Annotated in this window: 17 protein-coding genes; 9 read left to right on the top strand and 8 right to left on the bottom strand. The window is 42.3% G+C overall.

What is annotated here, in order from left to right; genetic code table 11:
- Positions 1-103: 103 nt before the first annotated feature.
- Genes JW841_07415 through JW841_07440 form a run of 6 tightly spaced genes read right to left on the bottom strand, consistent with a single transcriptional unit; the run spans position 104 to position 5,227 of the window.
- Positions 104-2,266 carry a hypothetical protein gene (locus JW841_07415; GenBank protein ID MBN1960760.1) on the bottom strand — a complete coding sequence of 721 codons (2,163 nt, stop codon included), beginning with the start codon at positions 2,264-2,266 and terminating at the stop codon, positions 104-106.
- A gap of 31 nt (positions 2,267-2,297) precedes the next feature.
- Complete coding sequence (locus tag JW841_07420; protein MBN1960761.1) at positions 2,298-3,164, bottom strand: hypothetical protein; 867 nt, start codon at positions 3,162-3,164, stop codon at positions 2,298-2,300.
- Between the two features lie 43 nt (positions 3,165-3,207).
- The gene (locus tag JW841_07425) at positions 3,208-3,753 is read right to left on the bottom strand and encodes a peptidoglycan-binding protein (protein MBN1960762.1); all 546 of its coding nucleotides are present in this window, start codon (positions 3,751-3,753) and stop codon (positions 3,208-3,210) included.
- Entirely contained in the window at positions 3,719-4,681 is a 963-nt protein-coding gene (gene tssI / locus JW841_07430) for a type VI secretion system tip protein VgrG (protein ID MBN1960763.1), read from the bottom strand. The genes JW841_07425 and tssI overlap by 35 nt, the downstream gene beginning before the upstream one ends.
- Before the next feature lie 2 nt (positions 4,682-4,683).
- Positions 4,684-4,836 carry a hypothetical protein gene (locus JW841_07435; protein MBN1960764.1) on the bottom strand — a complete coding sequence of 51 codons (153 nt, stop codon included), beginning with the start codon at positions 4,834-4,836 and terminating at the stop codon, positions 4,684-4,686.
- Between the two features lies 1 nt (position 4,837).
- The gene (locus tag JW841_07440; GenBank protein ID MBN1960765.1) at positions 4,838-5,227 is read right to left on the bottom strand and encodes a DUF4280 domain-containing protein; all 390 of its coding nucleotides are present in this window, start codon (positions 5,225-5,227) and stop codon (positions 4,838-4,840) included.
- A gap of 289 nt (positions 5,228-5,516) precedes the next feature.
- Here JW841_07440 and cdaA point away from each other — a divergent pair, with 289 nt between their 5' ends.
- Genes cdaA through JW841_07480 form a run of 8 tightly spaced genes read left to right on the top strand, consistent with a single transcriptional unit; the run spans position 5,517 to position 14,130 of the window.
- Positions 5,517-6,338, top strand: a complete 822-nt coding sequence (cdaA, locus tag JW841_07445; GenBank protein ID MBN1960766.1) for a diadenylate cyclase CdaA — start codon at positions 5,517-5,519, stop codon at positions 6,336-6,338.
- Between the two features lie 6 nt (positions 6,339-6,344).
- A complete protein-coding gene (locus tag JW841_07450; GenBank protein ID MBN1960767.1) occupies positions 6,345-7,304 on the top strand; it encodes a hypothetical protein in 960 nt (319 codons plus the stop codon).
- A 36-nt stretch (positions 7,305-7,340) separates the two neighbouring features.
- On the top strand, positions 7,341-8,867 hold the full coding sequence (locus tag JW841_07455) for a phosphoglucosamine mutase (GenBank protein MBN1960768.1): 1,527 nt from the start codon (positions 7,341-7,343) through the stop codon (positions 8,865-8,867).
- Positions 8,868-8,921: 54 nt separating this feature from the next.
- Positions 8,922-10,436 (top strand): acetyl-CoA hydrolase/transferase family protein, encoded by a 1,515-nt coding sequence (locus JW841_07460; GenBank protein ID MBN1960769.1) that lies wholly within the window; start codon positions 8,922-8,924, stop codon positions 10,434-10,436.
- 40 nt (positions 10,437-10,476) lie between these two features.
- Positions 10,477-11,199 (top strand): pyridoxine 5'-phosphate synthase, encoded by a 723-nt coding sequence (locus JW841_07465; protein ID MBN1960770.1) that lies wholly within the window; start codon positions 10,477-10,479, stop codon positions 11,197-11,199.
- A 14-nt stretch (positions 11,200-11,213) separates the two neighbouring features.
- Positions 11,214-12,746 carry an NAD(P)H-hydrate dehydratase gene (locus JW841_07470; protein MBN1960771.1) on the top strand — a complete coding sequence of 511 codons (1,533 nt, stop codon included), beginning with the start codon at positions 11,214-11,216 and terminating at the stop codon, positions 12,744-12,746.
- Positions 12,747-12,750: 4 nt separating this feature from the next.
- Positions 12,751-13,224 carry a tRNA (adenosine(37)-N6)-threonylcarbamoyltransferase complex ATPase subunit type 1 TsaE gene (tsaE, locus tag JW841_07475; GenBank protein MBN1960772.1) on the top strand — a complete coding sequence of 158 codons (474 nt, stop codon included), beginning with the start codon at positions 12,751-12,753 and terminating at the stop codon, positions 13,222-13,224.
- A gap of 54 nt (positions 13,225-13,278) precedes the next feature.
- Positions 13,279-14,130 (top strand): DNA adenine methylase, encoded by an 852-nt coding sequence (locus JW841_07480; protein ID MBN1960773.1) that lies wholly within the window; start codon positions 13,279-13,281, stop codon positions 14,128-14,130.
- Here the strand turns inward: JW841_07480 and JW841_07485 are convergent.
- Complete coding sequence (locus JW841_07485; protein ID MBN1960774.1) at positions 14,097-14,327, bottom strand: hypothetical protein; 231 nt, start codon at positions 14,325-14,327, stop codon at positions 14,097-14,099. The genes JW841_07480 and JW841_07485 overlap by 34 nt on opposite strands.
- Before the next feature lie 206 nt (positions 14,328-14,533).
- Positions 14,534-15,094 (bottom strand): cob(I)yrinic acid a,c-diamide adenosyltransferase, encoded by a 561-nt coding sequence (locus JW841_07490; GenBank protein ID MBN1960775.1) that lies wholly within the window; start codon positions 15,092-15,094, stop codon positions 14,534-14,536.
- 147 nt (positions 15,095-15,241) lie between these two features.
- Between JW841_07490 and JW841_07495 the strand changes: the two genes are divergently transcribed.
- Entirely contained in the window at positions 15,242-16,258 is a 1,017-nt protein-coding gene (locus tag JW841_07495) for a deoxyhypusine synthase family protein (GenBank protein MBN1960776.1), read from the top strand.
- Positions 16,259-16,266 lie beyond the last annotated feature (8 nt).

Genomic DNA, 16,266 nt, shown 5'->3' on the forward strand with positions numbered 1-16,266 from the left:
CAAGTCGCAGGCAGGATTTCTGCGAGCACGCGGTCGTAAGTAGCGGATTTCGTGAAGATCGACGGGAGACATTTAGGGACACCCCCTACTTAAGTATACTGCTTTAAAAACGGTAAATTTTGTCTGCTTTTGATTCAAAATCTTTCCTAATGTTTCCGGGCAAATTTTTAAGCCATTTGCTGGCCTTCTTTAATTCTTTATATGCAGCCCGGCCAGCTGCTTCGGCGATTTCTATATGAAATTGAATAACACGTTGATAAGCCAGCAAGGCAATTTCAGCAGCCTTTAGGGCAATTTCGATTATCATTCTAGCTGTTGCAATATCATCTTCTACTTTTTGCACTATAATTTGTCCTAGCTTTTCTAGCGCAGCTTGCACTGCTAAGCGAACTGTATTAGAGGCTTTACTTAGAATTATTTCAGCCTTGGCGGCTACAATCACTAAATTAACAAACTCACGCAAAGCGCGCCACTTAGCTTCAAGCGCAGTCTCTATCAATTTTGCTTCAGCCTTCTTTTTAGCCTGTTGTAAGGCACGTTCGGCACGAATTAAAGCAAGAGCTGCTTGAAGAAGTCGTTTTCTTGCCTCTTTTGCGACTGCCTCAGCGGCGTCACTCGCCAACTCTTTCCCTATTTGACTAGAAAGTTTTCCCATATTCTCAAGGTGATCATGCACGTGTTGACTATAGCGTAGTGTATCTGAATACCAATGCTGGTTTGCTGCTGCCCTATCCCAAGCAAGCTTCACATATATTTTGCGCAAGCATGGCCTATGGGTATGTGCCATAACATAGATAAGTTTGCGCTCTTCAATACAAACATCAACCCCGCGCGCCAACCTCTGTAATCGCGCTGGATAGGCATCAGCTGTACTAAAACGTTGTATGGCACATAATGCCGCAGATGCTGGGTCTTCAATCTCACGTATTGCAGGGAATAAAAATGCTGTCTGCGTTAGCGCCCATCCATTAACCGCATCGTCATCACAATTAAAAGAATCTGATTGATGTCCGTGCTCAGCCCAAAAAGTATTACCACCTTTATCATAATATCTTGCAGCGCGAGTTTTCATTAAATAGTTATCGTGGTTGCCATAAAGAATACGCGTAGGCAAACGTGGGTGGTTCTGCAAACTCTCAAGTAAACTAACGGTTTTACCAACTTTGCGATTTTTCTTAGTGCGATTACGCCAAAAATCTACAAAAAAATTAGCACCAGGATTATATGATACCCTTTCACTAAATCCACATTTCATACCAATCCAAAAATCGTAACAATCACCAAGTTGGGTTAAATCTATATTACCGAGACTATGCGGGCGATCACGCAATAACTTAAGAAACTTAACTAGGTCATCGCCAGCATCTTGAAAAATATCAGCGCCTTTTTGCACACGACTGCCATAATAATAGCCATACCACTCACGTGCCTCTTTACGTTGCATTATGCCATCATTCTGAATGCTATTAGGTACATCTATTGATTCCATGGCCCCTAACTGTTTGCCTAAAGCACTCAATGAATAGCCAGCAAATACTGTTGCTAAACTAGGTGGGGTACTTAATGTTAAGCCTGCTTGCAAACCCATGTAATAAACAATCGATTTTACATTATCGTTTAGGCTTAAACGCCCGCAGCTTAATACTTCGTCTCGACCTAGTTCGGCACCTTTAGGCTTTATGTAAGTATCAGCTTCATCGGATATTACCGGCAAATGCAAGTCGCCTAAAAACACATGAATATTTTTAGTATCGAGGTTGGGGCAACGAGTATCATGCGCTGTCATCGCACTGATTACTTCAACATCGCCTAAGCCATGAGTTCGATTAGTATCGCTTGAAAGATGATCGAGTAATGGTTTGATTTTGTTTATGTATATGGGTTCTTTTTTAATTTTTTTATCAATGTTTTTATCATACGTAATTCCCTCGTAACCATTTTGCGAAAACGCACACAATACCGCCATATTGCCACAAACCACGCCAAACTCACGATGACGCGGGTGATTTTTTGCGTTTTTAGGACCGTCGCCTGTCCAACAACCAACATCAAGGCAAAGAATTTGTGCTATGTCAGGCGGTGCCATTTTAGCTCGCCCGTCAACACATACCTTGGTTGTATAACCATTTATGTTGCACAATTCATCTGGATTGTACCAATATTCAATATCAGGCAATAAATTTCGCGAATCCAAATTTTTAACAAAATCTGTAAGATAAGCCGTTACTGTGTTTGCATCGAAAAAACCTTTTGCTTCAGTCGCCATGACTTAATCTCCCTCCTTTATATTTGTTATATTAATGCTTGAGTTTGCTTTTTGGGGATGATACCGTCTTCGATAAAGGTGGTGTCCAGATATCACGCCCTTTGGGGTAATCGCGAAAAGAAGAATAAATTCTATCACTCCAACGAATATAAAACTTATAAAAATACGGTTTGCGGTCAAATTTTGCATCGCTTTTAATTTCAATTTTAAATATTCCGCCATCTTTGGTGTCAAAGCCATAACCATCTTCAATAGGGTCATTTAAATGAGCAATTGCAACAGGTTCGCCATTTTGACTAACTTGTATATTAAAAATATATTCTGATGGGTCAGGTTCAATACTAATAGATGCCTTTTTTTGCGGTGCTAATTCAACCAGATAAGCATCATTAACTTTACTAACATCACCATCAGGTATTTCACGCACTACTACTTCACCGGGCAAAATGCCCCGCACCCCGGGTGGAGTTTGTGGTTTTATTAAGCGCTCAATCAAATGTACATCTTCAACTTCAATCCAGTATTCAGTTACTGAACCTATCAGCCCGCCACTGTCGCCTTTCATACTAGTGGCTTTCATGCCATATTTGCCGCCAAAAATCCGACCATCGCTAATGGTAAAAACTTTATAGGCTATCGCATTAATCGGCTTGCCATACACCCATCTTTCAAACTTTATTTTGTCACCAAAACTAATTGATGTAAAATTCGGGCCACCAACGACCGGGTAACCACATAGTTCTTCAATTTTATCAGGCCGAAATGGAAACGGATTTTCTTCGTATACGTAGCGTTCCTCTGGCGGCAAGCTACATCCACTTGTGCTTATAAGCCCAACTACTCCAGATACAGCGCTACTTAACGACCCGACTATTGACAACCATTTACGTAATGACATTTATAGCCTCCCAAAAATTATCAATAACCATTATTTTTTAAGCTTAACCCCCATAGACTTCACTGAGTTTGGCTGCCGTAGCTTCATCAAGCTCACCAGATATTTCAAGTTCGTTGTCCTCTTGAAATTGTTGCACAGCAATTTGCGCTTCTGGAGTAAGCTCTGCAACAAGCTCGCCGTTAAAATAACCTAGGCTACGCAAGCGCAATAATGCGCCTTCTATACTTGCTGACGGCAGCAACTCATCGTCACTTATTTCAATTGGCCAATTAAGCTGCGTGCCTTCGGGGTATTCATCTATCCATATGGTAAGCTGACCCACGCTTGCATCTTTTGGTATAGTCTCGTTCAAATAGCCGTCACCATCAGTAGTACCTTCATACCTACCGCCAGCAACAATAAGCCGATAGTGCTTATCAGCAAAAACATTAAGATCTGCGTCATGAACTTGCAGCTTAAGCTCTCGCGTTTGTGCTAGTTCATCTTGCGCATTAGCCGCGGCTGCCGCGCCACCGCCACAATTAAGATTAACCTGACCACCATTAATATTAGCATTAGCGCAAAGTATTGAGTACCTGCGCGGCATCACAATTATAGGCATCGTCTTCTTCTATATGTTCGCTGCGTGCATTTTTAACCACCACTTGATATTGGCCGCCGACTTTATCTGTACGATTAAGTGTTACGTCACTGACTTGGTTGCCTAACACCTTCATGATTTGGTTTTGTTCAACTAACTGCGTTTGCATACCGGCAACTGTAGTTAAATCGTCACCCCCAATACGTACGAAGCGATCTTGCTGCGCCTCTTCGACCAAATTTCGCTGTGCATGTAATAACAACTCCTCGGCACCCGCCGTATCTTCAAAAGAAAGCTCATTATGCCCCCAACCACCCGGCGTACTACTGGTACGAATGCCGCTGCGTGATTTTTCGCCTGGTAAAACCCAAGGCCAAAGATTGCTGCCATTAAATAAACAACCAGTAATGACAGGGTAATCAGGATTGCCGTGCATAAAAGTAACTACAACTTCGCTACCAGCGCGTGGCAAAAATTGAAAACCGAATCCTGCACCTGCCAACGGTTGCGCCAAACGGATCCAACAAGAGTTTGTGCCCTTCTTTTTTGCTGATAGATCCCAATAAAAACGCACTTTGATCCGCCCATGCTTATCAGTATAAATTTCTTCACTACCACTGGCTTCGACAATCGCGGTTTCAGCCACATGAACAACACGACGCTCTGGTGTCGCTGGGCGATAAGCTACTTCAGCCGGTACACAGGTAAAGACATTGCGATAAGCCTCGGTGAATTTATTATCAGCATTAGCAGTTGGCACTTCACCATGATGCTCAATTGCGACTACGGTATAGTCGTGGTCAACTTGCTCAAAAGGATGTCCGGCAAGATGAAAAAAATACCCTGGCAGTAAACGCCAATTGCGACTAGCTCCTTTTGCCATATAGGCGTTTCGCCGTAATTGCGATAAAGCTTTCTGGGCGTCTGGCGTTTCCACTACTACCTTTTTCGGGTTTGATTCATGCCGAGTATAGCTTGCATGAGTATGAATGAAATAACACGTATCTCTTCTTGTGAACATAAAGGCGTATAAAAATCAAAACCCAATTTAGCATTGAACTGCTGCCCTAAAAAATCTTCAATGAGTTTCATTTTATGCCACCCCCGTTTTTTGCGATTTGGGTGATGTTATTTCAATTACCCCACCATATTGGCAGTTACATTTTGAGTCTGGCGTTAAAGCTGCTTGCTTGCCAATCTTCACAGAGTTTGAACCTGGGGTCCACGGACTAGTAGTAACAGGCTCGCATGGTTGTGGGGTTAAAGTACCATTAGCAGCTGCAGTAGCCGCAGCGACTTGCGGGTTAGCTAGCGACCGACATAAACCAAATGGCGAAATATTAGTGTTAGGTTGATAAGCCTGTATGGTGGCGGCGTATTGATCTTCACAATTAGTATTGTCGTCGGGCAAAACACTAAGTGTACCTGGTGCGCTACCCATCGAACATTTTAATTGTGCACCATGAATAACTAGCAATGCCATTTTATAACTTAGCCTCCCTTTTTTAAGGCACTATCATATATTAGCAATTCAAATAAATCCAAATAACCAAACAAAATCAAAGTATTCTGAACTCTCCTGCATATGTGGGGATACTAGTCAGGGGGTGTCCCTAAACTAAGAAATTTACACTATTAAAAGTCGCTATGGTTAAACTTTTTGGGTTTTCGCTTAAATTAACCACATTGCGATAAATCTACGCGAAATCTTTATAAATTATTTAAATTCTCAGTTGTGGACGATGGTGTCGTGTGGTACCGATTTTTATTGGATGAACTGGGATTTTTTACCACACAACGATATTCGCACGGTCCTCACCGCGCTTGTAGATATTGTTGTCGTTGCTTACCTTATCTATCGAATTTTATTGCTGATTCGCGGTACGCGCGCACAGCAAATATTAGTGGGCATTGGCCTTATTGTCGCTGGTTTTTTTACTGCTAACCTGCTTGGCTTGCGCACCCTGTCGTGGATCCTTGATAATTTCATCAGCTCATTCTTATTGATAGTTATAGTAGTCTTTCAGCATGATATCCGTCGTGGCCTTTCACGCGTTGGCCGCCGCCCCTTCTTTGGCGGTTCAGCTTATGGTCAAGGTGTTTATATTGTAGATGAAATAACCCGTGCTGCTGAAACCATGGCACAAGATCGCTTGGGGGCCATTATTTTAATCGAACGAGAAGCTGACCTCAGTGAGCTTGCCGAAACCGGCATTCGTTGTGATGCAAGAATTTCAACCGGCCTTTTAATGCAAATATTCACCCCTCCTGGTCCGCTTCATGATGGAGCGGTTATTGTGCAAAATGGGCGCATCTCTGCTGCTGCGGTATTTTTGCCACTCACGCAAAATCCACGCCTTGACCCATCGCTTGGCACGCGTCATCGCGCTGGTGTTGGTGCCACCGAAGAATTAGATGCTATAGCAATTATCGTCAGTGAAGAACGTGGTCAAATATCAATTGCCGAAGGAGGCACTTTAACCCGTGATCTCGACAGCGCCATGATGCGTAAAGTATTGCAACGCTACTTTGGTGCTCGTCCTCGTCCACCTTCACGCCGTCGTGAACTCACGGGCAAACGTATTATTAAGTAACTAACCATGACTCTATCGTTTATTACGAAAAATATTACCCTTAAATTATTTTCGCTGATTGTTGCTAGCTTGCTCTTCTTATTTGTCAATATCGAAAGCGGCACTTCAGCCGATGTAGATTTTCGTCTCGAATATCATTTACCTGACGACATCATAATTGTTGGCGATGCTCCAACGCAGTTACATGCAACCCTGCGTGGTCCTTGGGCTGCGGTGCGCTCGTACGATATTGCTGATCTCAAACCAGTAATAATCGATATTAAAAATGCCGGGCCAGGTAGTTTTCGTCGCACAATCGATATTAACGAAATAACTCCACCCGGGGGTATGCGAGTAATTTCTATACGCCCAACTGAAATTGAACTTGTCTTAGACCGCCGCGTCGAACGTCAAGTAGCGGTACAAACAGATATCGTCGGCAAACCTGACCTTGGTTATGAAGTTGCAGCTATTGAAACAACACCTGAGAAAGTATGGGTTAGCGGTCCAGCAAAAAAAGTTGAAACACTCGACGCGATTCCTACCCGCGTAATCGATATTGAAGGCAGACGTGAAGATATTTCTGTTGATATCGAAATTAAGCCACCACTTGCCCCCATTCGTCTTAAAGAAAAACGAGTTAGTGTCACTATACGTATTGCCGAAGAACTTACAACTCGTTCATTTGAAAATTTGCCCGTTCGTGTTGATGGAGCACCAATTGGTATCTCTGCTATACCTGATAAAGTAACTGTAAAATTAAAAGGCCCAAAAAATCTTGTAGAAAATATAGAGCCAAGCACCATCATTCCATATGTTGATATAACCCAAGAAATAAACGAAGGTGCCTTAGTGATTGATAAAATGGTCAGTCTACAAGGTAATCCTGAGCAAACCCAATGGATAGGTACAGCTCCTAAGGTGCAAATAATTATAGGCAAAAATAAAAACCGCATCAGAAAGAAAAAACCATCGCCAAGGAATTAAATAATGACCTTTCGCAAAAGCTTTACAGCTAATTCAATGCATAAACGTTCATGCAAAAATTCTAGCGCTGCTGCTTTAACACTAGAGGCAAAATTAGCGTCAACTCGCAAGAAAAAAACCTCACGCGCAAACCGTGAGCGGCGAACTACTCATACCGCTAAGAATGAAAAGCCACGTATAGTAGAAAATATTGAAGCTGCATCAAACCATCGCGAGCGACGCTTATTTGGCACCGATGGTGTCCGTGGTGTTGCAAATGTCTTTCCGATGACTTGTGAAACCGCACTCGCTCTTGGGCGCGCAGTGGCTTATCAAGCACGCCGTGGCAATCATCGCCATAGCATCATTATTGGCAAAGACACTCGCTTGTCTGGTTACATGATTGAAATGGCATTTGCTAGTGGCGTTTGCTCAATGGGGGTTGATGCAGTATTTGTCGGCCCAATGCCAACTCCAGCAGTTGCTTTTCTCACTCGTGATATGCGCGCTGATGCTGGTGTAGTTATTTCTGCAAGCCATAATCCATTTGCGGATAACGGTATTAAAATTTTCGCTCGCGATGGTTTTAAATTACCCGATAAAGATGAAATAGAACTTGAAGATTATATGCATGATGAAAAAGTAGGCAAAGTTCGCCCCACCAAAGGTGCCGTTGGCAAAGCCTTTCGCATTGATGATGCTCCCGGTCGTTATATGGTTGGTTTAAAAAGTGTATTTCCTTCGGCGCTAAATCTTGAAGGGTTAAAAATAGTTATCGATTGCGCTAATGGCGCTGCTTATAAAGTCGCTCCGACGGTATTAAAAGAACTTGGTGCTGCGGTTTACCCTATTAATGTCAACCCCGATGGTCGCAATATAAACCACAAATGTGGAGCCTTACATCCTCAAGGGGTTCAATCGTTAGTACGACGCGTTGGCGCAGATATTGGTTTAGCGCTTGATGGTGACGCCGACCGTTTAATTGTTGTTGATGAGCAAGGCCAAATAGTTGATGGCGATTTATTACTTGCTATCGGCGCTGCTGATTTGTTGCGTGAAAAACGGCTACACAAAAAAACTTTAGTTACTACAGTTATGTCAAACCTCGCTCTTGATAAAAAAATCAAAAAGCTTGGTGGCCATGTGATCCGTACTAAAGTGGGCGACCGCTATGTCGTCGAAAAAATGCGCGCTAATGGTTATAATTTTGGCGGTGAACAATCTGGCCACCTCATTTATCTTGATCATGCCACAACAGGCGATGGCATGGTGGCTGCACTTAAATTGCTTGCTGTTTTACGTAGCCAAAATGCTCAAATGTCAGAACTGCGAAAAATGATTGTACCATTCCCGCAGGCGTTAATTAACGTAACTGTTAAAGAAAAACGCCCAATAGAAGAACTTGATAATGTACAAAAACTTATTCGTAATATAGAGCGCACTCTGGGCAATGATGGTCGGGTTATGGTACGTTTTAGTGGCACCGAGCCTAAAGTACGAGTGCTTGTTGAAGGCCCTGAGTTGGCGCAAGTAGAAACTTGGGCTAAAAACATTGCCGATCAATTAGCAAAAGACCTTGGCTGATTTAGCAATTATTTAACACCAATTTTAAAAATGGCCTGAAGGAGGCCAAAATAGATGTCAGGACGTATTGAAAACGCAATTTGTAAAAGTAAAATTATGTCCGCCGACGAGGCTGCGCAACTAATTCATAATGGCGCTACTATCGGCATGAGTGGTTTTACGGGTGCTGGCTACCCAAAAGCTGTGCCGGTAGCTTTATCTAAACGGGCTCTTGATGAGCGCTTTTTAGGCAAACCTTTTCGTGTCAATGTCTTAACTGGTGCCTCAACCGGCCCTGAACAAGATACGGCAATGTCTATGACCGAAACGACCTCGTTTCGTTTTCCATATCAAGGTGACCCTGCCACTCGCGATAAAATCAACGCTGGCGTTATTGAATATCAAGACATGCATTTATCACATGTCGGTTCATTAGTTCGATATGGCTATTATGGTAAAATAGATTATGCCATCGTTGAAGTAACCAAAATTTGCGCCGACGGTTCGTTGGTTTATTCTTCATCATGTGGTGGCAATAACGTTTATCTTGAGCATGCTGATAAAATTATTCTCGAAGTAAATCACCGGCAAGATGAACGCCTTGAAGGCATGCATGATGTTTTTTCTATACCAGCAACTCATGGCATGCGTCGGCCAATTATGTTAATCAATCCCGATGACCGTATCGGCTCACCAGTACAGCAGATCGACGTTAACAAAGTAATTGCCATAGTTGAAACTAACAGTCCTGACCGCAATGCTCCTTTTAAAGCACCTGCAGATGTGCACCGACATATCGCACAGCACATTTTAGATTTTTTTGATGCCGAAGTGAAAGCTGGTCGCTTACCTAATAGCCTTACCCCATTACAATCAGGCGTAGGCAACATTGCCAATGCTGTGCTTGTTGGTCTTAATGAGGGTCATTTCGAAAACATGACCAGTTATACTGAAGTTATTCAAGACGGTATGCTCGATTTGCTCGATTCTGGCAAATTACGTATAGCTTCAGCGACTGCGTTTTCAGTTTCTCCTGAAGGTCAAAAACGCTTTGATACAGAAATTAACCGCTATCGCAAACAAATTATTTTACGCCCGCAAGAAATTGCTAACAGTCCTGAGATTATTCGCCGTTTAGGTTGTATTGCAATGAATGGCTGTGTTGAAACCGATATCTATGGGCATATTAATTCAACCCACATTATCGGCAAAGGCATTGAAAATGGTATCGGTGGTTCAGGTGATTTTGCCCGCAACTCGGCATATACCATATTCATGACACCAGCTACCGCTAAAGGCGGCAAAATCTCATCTATCGTACCCTTTGTAACTCATATCGATCATACTGAACATGATGTTTCAGTAATTGTTACTGAGTATGGCCTTGCCGATTTGCGTGGTAAAAGCCCTAAACAAAAAGCTCGTGAAATTATAGAAAAATGCGCGGCGCCAGAGTTTCGCCCCCTCTTGCAAGACTATTTTCAAAGAGCTATGGCTAATCCTAGTGCTGGCAAACATTCTCCTCATATGTTTACTGAGGCTTTTGGTTTTCATACCCGCTATCTGAAAACTGGCTCAATGTTACTTTAAAGATTAAAGTAATTTTTTTTAGAGACTTTCGGAGACTCATATGGTTCGTCGCCGGCTCGGATTTAATATTGATCATGTTGCCACCATTCGTCAAAAACGTCACTCGCGTTATCCTGATCCAGTTACTGCCGCTTCAGTTGCCGAACTTGCAGGTGCTGATCAAATCAATTTACATTTGCGCGAAGACCGTCGCCATATGCAAGAACGTGATTTGCGAATTTTGCGTGATACTGTTCAATCTCGTCTCAATTTAGTAATGTCTGCTAGTATTGACATGGTTAAAGTTGCATATGAGCTAAAGCCTAATATTGTAACTTTAGTGCCTGAACGCCGCGACGAGTTAACCACTGAAGGCGGTCTTGATGTTAATCATCATAAAGACACATTAAAAAAATATCTACAAAATCTGCGCGACGGTGATATTCAAGTTAGTCTTTTTATTGAACCAGACCTTGAACAAGTTCGTGCTGCACATCGCTTAGATAGTAATATGGTTGAACTCTACACAGGTAAATATTGTGATGCTCGTGATGATAGCGAACGACGTGCAGAATTAACACGTATTGCTGATGCGGCTCGTGCAGCTCGCAAGCTTGGGATGTCGGTAGCTGCAGGTCATGGTTTAAACTATACCAACATTCGCGCAATAATTCCGATTGAAGAAATTGAAGAATACAATATCGGTCACAGTATTATATCCCGCGCTTTATTTTCAGGTTTAGAACCCGCAGTAAAAGAAATGCTATTGTTACTAACTTTGTAAAAAAGGATTTTTCCATGCAATATTTAGTGAGCGCTCTTGAAATGGCTGAAATGGACCGGCAAACCATAGAGAAGCTCGCTATTCCCGGACGAATATTAATGGAGACCGCTGGACGCGCTGTCGCCCAAACTTGCTTGGCGCATTTTAAACACCACGGTAAAATTACTATTGCTTGCGGACCGGGAAACAATGGTGGTGACGGTTATGTGACTGCACGGGTGCTAAGCAATCTTGGACATAAAGTTCATGTGTTCGTGTTTGCTGATCGCATACGTATTACGGGTGATGCTCATGATGCTTTGCTATCATTAGAAAAATCTAACGATACTACTATAACTTACGTTTCAGATACTCGCGCTCTTGTCGATTTTTCAAATGCAGTTAGCAATTCGGATATAACTATCGACGCTTTATTAGGCATTGGCCTAACTAATGATGTGCGCGGATTGCTAGCTGACGCCATAGCTGTCATTAACCAAGAAGCTAAATATGTTATCGCAATTGATATTCCCTCTGGCATCGAAGCAAACACTGGTGCCGTTTGCGGACGCGCTGTGCAAGCTGCACAAACAGTTACGTTCGCTTTTGCCAAACGCGGGCACTATCTTTATCCTGGCGCTGAATTACGTGGCCAATTAATCGTTGCTGATATTGGCATTTCAAACAACATTGCACAAAAGTTAGGTATAGTTGGCAGATTAATAACTGCAAGTGATTTGCCGACGCTTATGCCTAAACGCAAGCCCGAAGCACACAAAGGCATTTTTGGCACCGTAGTTATTATGGCCGGCAGTCCTGAAACTCCTGGCGCCGCATTACTTGCAGTCCAAGGTGCTTTGCGTTCAGGTGTTGGCCTCGTGCGTTGGGCCACCGATAATGCAACATTAGCATCAGCACGCGAACTTCCAGCTGATACAATGTTGTTAATACGTGAAGATGAAGAAACTTCAGAACACTGGGTTACACGTATTATTGATACGGCCGATGCTATAGTAATTGGCCCAGGGCTTTCGCAAGCCAAATCACGTCTTGAAGATTTGCGAGCACTACTAGCTTGTGCACAAGTGCCAATAATTATCGATGCTGATGCTCTCAACTTATTGGCAATTGATAATACCGCTTGGAGTTTACCTAGAACTCCTATGGTTATCACGCCTCACCCTAAAGAATTATCACGCTTAAGTGGGCAAAGCGTTGATGAAATTCAAAGTGACCGTTTTGCATCTGCCCTCGGTTTTGCCATAGCACATAACTGTATCGTTGTATTAAAAGGCGCTGGCACTACTATCGCTGATACTGATGGTACTGTATCACTGGCAGCTGTTGGTAATGCCGGTCTTGCAACCGGTGGTACTGGTGATGTGTTATCAGGTCTTATTGGTGGTTTACTTGCTCAAGGAATTGAACCATCCATTGCAGCACAAATAGGCGTATTGGCTCATGGCGCTGCTGGTGAGCAGTTGTCGCAACGTGTTGGCCAAGCGGGGTTAGTAGCTAGTGATTTATCTCGTGAACTTGGTCATGTGTGGGCAAATTATAAACGTTAAAAAAATGCCGCAGCAAAATAAATTTTTATTACCACGATTAGGTAAACCTACTTCAACAATTAGTACTAGCGCGAGCAAAACTCGTCAGCAAGCTAATCGATTAGTAAACCATCTCAACAGTGGTGCTGTTATAGCTTTAGTGGGTGAGCTCGGCGCAGGCAAAACTGCTTTTGTTCAAGGTCTCGCGCAAGGCTTAAAAATTCCTGATCTAAAACAAGTACTTAGCCCAACATATACTTTAGTAAATGAATATACGGGTGGCCGCTTAACCTTGGTGCATATAGATTTTTATCGTTTACGTGACGCAGAGGCCGCATTTGATTTAGGTATTGAAGAACAAATTGGCCGACCTGATAGTATTACTGCAATTGAATGGGCTGATATGTTCCCGCAATTGATCCCTAATGATGCTATTTGGGTAGAATTTTCACGTAAAAACAGCGACACTCGCTACTTATCATATCGTATAGGAGAATAAAAAATTGCATTTTTTTTGGCGTGATCGCTCTTGCCGATTAAGATCTTTATTCTTATGAATTCGAATCACGCGGTTACTTCAACTGTCTCATCTATTTCTCAACTTCAACACGCTCGCCCATTTCTTAAATGGGCTGGTGGCAAAACTCAGTTAATCCCCGAAATACTGGCGCGCTTTCCAAAAGTATTTCGTAAATATCACGAACCCTTTATGGGTGGAGGCGCGGTGTTTTTTGCCCTGGCACCAAATCGGGCGATTTTATCAGATATCAACGCAGATTTAGTTGACACTTATCGCGCTATTCGTGATGAACCTGAAGCGGTCATTAGCGCATTACAAAGACACCAAGTCACCGAAGCTGACTATTATCGTGTGCGTTCCCAAAAACGCGGCGAATTAAGTCTTGTAGCTGCTGCAGCTCGTACCATCTACCTTAATCGCACCTGCTACAACGGTTTATATCGCGTCAATTTAAAGGGTGAATTTAATGTACCTTTTGGGCGCTATGCTAACCCCACTATCTGCAATTCTGAAAACCTCTATTTGGCTTCGTTGGCTTTGCAAAATGTCAAAATTCGCTGTGAAGATGCGCTGGCTATAGATAAACGTGTGCAACGCGGCGACTTAGTTTATTTTGATCCTCCTTACGACCCACTATCACCAACTTCAAGTTTTACTACTTATGCTCGCGGTGGTTTTGGTAATGAACAACAAGCGGCTTTAGCTGACCTTTTTATAAAGCTCGCTAATCGTGGCGTTCATGTAGTTTTGTCTAACTCAGACACACCGTTTATTCGCGAACTATATCGTGACTTTCGTATTGATTCAGTATACGCGCGACGTGCTATTAACAGTCGTGCTGATCGGCGCGGTCATGTGCGCGAAGTAATTGTCAGTGTGGCATAAGCATTATTTAGAATTGCATCAATACCACTTTGCGCAAAAATTCGTTGTAGTACTAACAACGGACCCAGCACAAAAGTTTGGTTGGCAGAGACCTCCTTCGCCAAGCTTACTAAAGTGAATACCTCTTTGTGTTTGCTGATTGCGGTAATGAGATCATCGAGCCGATTATCCTCGACTCTGCCCAATGACAACAACATGCGTTGTTTGACCTTACCGTGGTCGCGGTAGGATTACATCAGGTACAGGCAGTTACACGATTTTTAGCAAAACAAGTGTTAAAGTCGGGATTTATCAATTATCATAAGCTACATGCCCAGGCTCGCTGAAGATAGTAAGTTTTTGGTGGTCTTCGAAAATAACGAGCCTGGGGCTTTGTTATTTTTAAATATTAATGTTTGTCACTCTATATAGATGTGTCTTTTACCCATGTCTCATCACTAATTCCTGCTAAAGTATTAGCATAACGAGCAAGTACAAACAGTAGATCAGACATTCTATTTAGCAAAACGATCGCTGCTGTGTTTATATTTAGCTCATTGTGAAAAAGAGTAACAATACGCCGCTCGCATCGACGACAAATGGTTCTGGCGACATGCAGGGTTGCAGCAAAAATTGACCCCCCAGGCAAAATTAAATTTCTTAAAGGAGCTAGATGCTTGGCAAATTTATCTATGCTTTGTTCAATCATTTTAATATTAGAATTTGTGGTATTAACACCATCACTAGATGCACAAACAAAATTGCTAAGCTCTGCACCCAAATCAAGTAAAATCTTTTGTAGTTTTTTAATTATTGGTGACAATTCTTCTGGTGGCCGTAAAGCTAAAAGTTGACCTAAAACGGCATTTAGTTCGTCAATTGTTCCACAGACCTCAACCCGAATGTGGTCTTTATTAACTCGCCTGCCATCGCCAAGGCCTGTTTGCCCGTTATCACCAGTTTTTGTATAAATACATGTTGCCATAATGTTATTATTATCGTGGTTGTTATCAATACTTCTAGTAATAAAATAAAACCAATGACTAAAATGATTTAAGCTTATATATCAATATTGTCTTTATATCATTTTGAGAGTTGATAACCTAGTAACGCTGTGGCAGAGCGGATAATCATGGCAAGTAACAGTCTACCAATTTTAGAATTTGTGTTAGAAAACTACTGTAATTTCAATGCACGCGCTACTCGTGACGCATTGCGTTCGTATTGGCGACACATTGAAAATGACGGTAAAATGTTTTGGGCGGTAGCTGGTGCTATGTCTTCTGCCCAACTTGGTATTACATTAGCACCGGCGATACGTGCTGGTTTAATCCATGGGATGTCGGTCACTGGTGCAAATTTAGAAGAATCCTTATTTCGCCTAGTTGCTCATAAAAGTTACAAAGATTTTCCTGACTACCGTTACTTCACCAAAGACGATGACACTAAAATCTTAGAAAATCGCATGCGGCGGGTTACCGATACCAGTATTCCCGAAGACGAAGCTTTTAGAGTAGTTGAAAAGATAATGGTACCGATGTGGAAAAATGCTTCAGTTAAAAACGAGCGCTATTTTTGGCATGAATATTTCTACAAGCTAATTGAATCTTTAGAATCCTCTGCATACGAAGGCGACCCCAATGCTTGCTGGCTACTTGCTGCAGCTCAAGCTAAATTACCTATAGTAGTTCCAGGATACGAAGATTCTACATTTGGTAATATCTTTGCCTCATATGTAAAAAATAATGAATGTAATGCCAGTATTGTTAAATCAGGCATTGAGTATATGGCCGCTTTTTATGATCAATACCAAGAGTTGTCATCAGCTAAAGGTGTCGGCTTCTTTCAAATAGGTGGAGGTATTGCTGGTGACTTCCCTATTTGTGTAGTGCCTTCAATAAAGTATGATTTAGAACAGCCGGTTAAGCCTTGGTCATATTTTTGCCAAATTTCTGATTCAACTACTTCATATGGTTCATATTCAGGGGCAACGCCTAATGAAAAAATCACTTGGGATAAGCTAACTAAAGAAACTCCCATGTTTGTTATAGAATCTGATGCGACTATTGTAACGCCGCTGATAATCAAAGCGCTATTAGAATGCAAACAATACCCTGACGAAGCAAAAAACCTATTTTCAAGAATATAAAATTTTAT

The sequence above is a fragment of the Deltaproteobacteria bacterium genome (assembly GCA_016931625.1).
Lineage (GTDB): Bacteria > Myxococcota > XYA12-FULL-58-9 > XYA12-FULL-58-9 > JAFGEK01 > JAFGEK01.